We start from the raw sequence: 1,841 nt of genomic DNA on the forward strand, positions 1-1,841 counted from the left end.
TTCCAGATTGATAACGTGACGGGCGAGGCCCGTCGCTTTATTGATAAAGCCATGGAAGATGGCAGCAAAGTGACCATTACGTATCGCTTTTACTTGTATCCCAATATCTCGGCACCTGCTGAGCCACCTCTCACGCTGACGGCGGTCAGTGAAAAAGACAACATCCAAACCGTGAGCGTGGTGGCGTCGTTTCATGACTTGGTAAACCGAGCATGGCCAAAGCGCCGTTACACGCCAGCAATTACTAAGGGACTCAAGTACCAGGGGAGCTAATGACTTTAAATGAGTTAATGGCGGTGCCTTATCTTGACCATGGTCGTGACGATCATGGTCTGGATTGTTGGGGCTTTGTTCGTTTGGTTCGCCACCATCACCACGGCTTACCCCTGTTGGACAGCTTTGGGACTGTGGATCCAGACGACAAAGCAGGCATGACCGACGCCTATCACCAATTGGTGGGTGGGTATGTTGAAACCGCCCCGATAGATGGCGCAATCGCATGCCACCTGATTGAAGATACTTTGGTTCACGTGGGTGTCGTAGTGGATGAAAACGGGCTTAAAGTGGCTCAAACAGGGCGAAAAATGGGCCGACCTTGGCTCTGTAGCCTGTCTGATTTTGAGCGTATGTCGCTAATAACGAGGTATTACATCGAACATGAGTATGTTAGTGGTTTACCCAAATAAGCTAGATCGAAGTAAGCGTGACTTTACTCCAGTACCACCTGGAAAGACGCTTAATAACTGGATGGCAGAGAACATCAAAGGTTACTACGTATCGAACACGCCACCTTTTTCCTATTTTGTAAACGGAGAGAAGAAAACATCTTCAGACTGGTTTAGTTATGTATGGAAAAAAGGGGATTACATTGAACTGGTGGCAGAACCAAAAGATCCCGTATCTCAAGCTATAGCGGCTATTGTTGTCGCGGTGGTGGCGGCTGGCGCGGCCATTTACGCCATGAACCAAATCCCTGACAACTTCCAGAAAACCATGCCAGAAGGCAGTCCGATTTATGAAGCCAACGCACAAGGCAACCGAGTGCGATTGATGGGGATCATCCCTGAGCTGTTTGGACGCCACAAAACCTTCCCTGACATCATCAGTGAGCCGCATTGGTATTTCTCAGAAGATGAAGAGTATCTGCTCATGATGACCGCCATTGGCAATGGCGAGTTTGAGCTTACGGGCGACGACATCACCATCAGTGACACGCCTGTGTCGAAATACGCAGGGGACATCAGTTATCAAGTGTTTTCGCCAGGGGAGGACGTGACCAGCCACCCAGCGCACGAAAACATTTACACCTCACGCGAGGTCGGTTCGACGTCTTCCACGGCTGGGATCGAGCTAGAAGGGCCGATTAACTCCATCACTCCGAGCCAAGTCAATGTGGTGGACGATACGCTCGGCGTGGTGAGCGATGTGGATGGACTCGCAACAGAATACTGGCCTGTTGAATGGGAAGCTGGCCACATCATCAAAATATCCGGTTCGCCTGGTATTCGTGAGATCACCGAAGCAAGCGGTGATGGTGGCTGGCGAAACGAAGATGGAGCAGACATTCTTAACTTTTGGTCGCGTGATCCTGATTTACACAATTGCAATCAAGGCGATTATGTTGAATACCCGACCAACTATTACGTCCCACATGAAGCCGACCCCGTGGTGGAATATTCAGTGGGCATGGTGGACATCAAGCAAACGTTCGAGGTCAATGGCGAGACGTTCTATGCGCTGCGCATCTTAAATGGTGAGGGCTATTGGATAACGGTCGACACCGTACCGTCAGAAACGCGCCATCATCCCATCAAGTTTCACGGCACGGACGATGGCCGCTA

The 1,841-nt window shown here is 50.4% G+C and carries 2 protein-coding genes and 1 pseudogene; all 3 read left to right on the forward strand.

The features are described 5' to 3' along the window. On the forward strand, positions 1-273 hold a 273-nt coding region (locus R7Q11_RS24610), incomplete at its 5' end, for a DUF1833 family protein (RefSeq protein WP_225466816.1). Next, a complete protein-coding gene (locus R7Q11_RS24615; protein WP_140139297.1) occupies positions 273-686 on the forward strand; it encodes a phage tail protein in 414 nt (137 codons plus the stop codon). The genes R7Q11_RS24610 and R7Q11_RS24615, both read left to right, overlap by 1 nt. Then, a pseudogene (locus tag R7Q11_RS24620) lies at positions 658-1,841 on the forward strand (phage tail protein); the annotation flags it as partial. The gene R7Q11_RS24615 and the pseudogene R7Q11_RS24620, both read left to right, overlap by 29 nt.

This window comes from Vibrio sp. 970, from assembly GCF_033339075.1.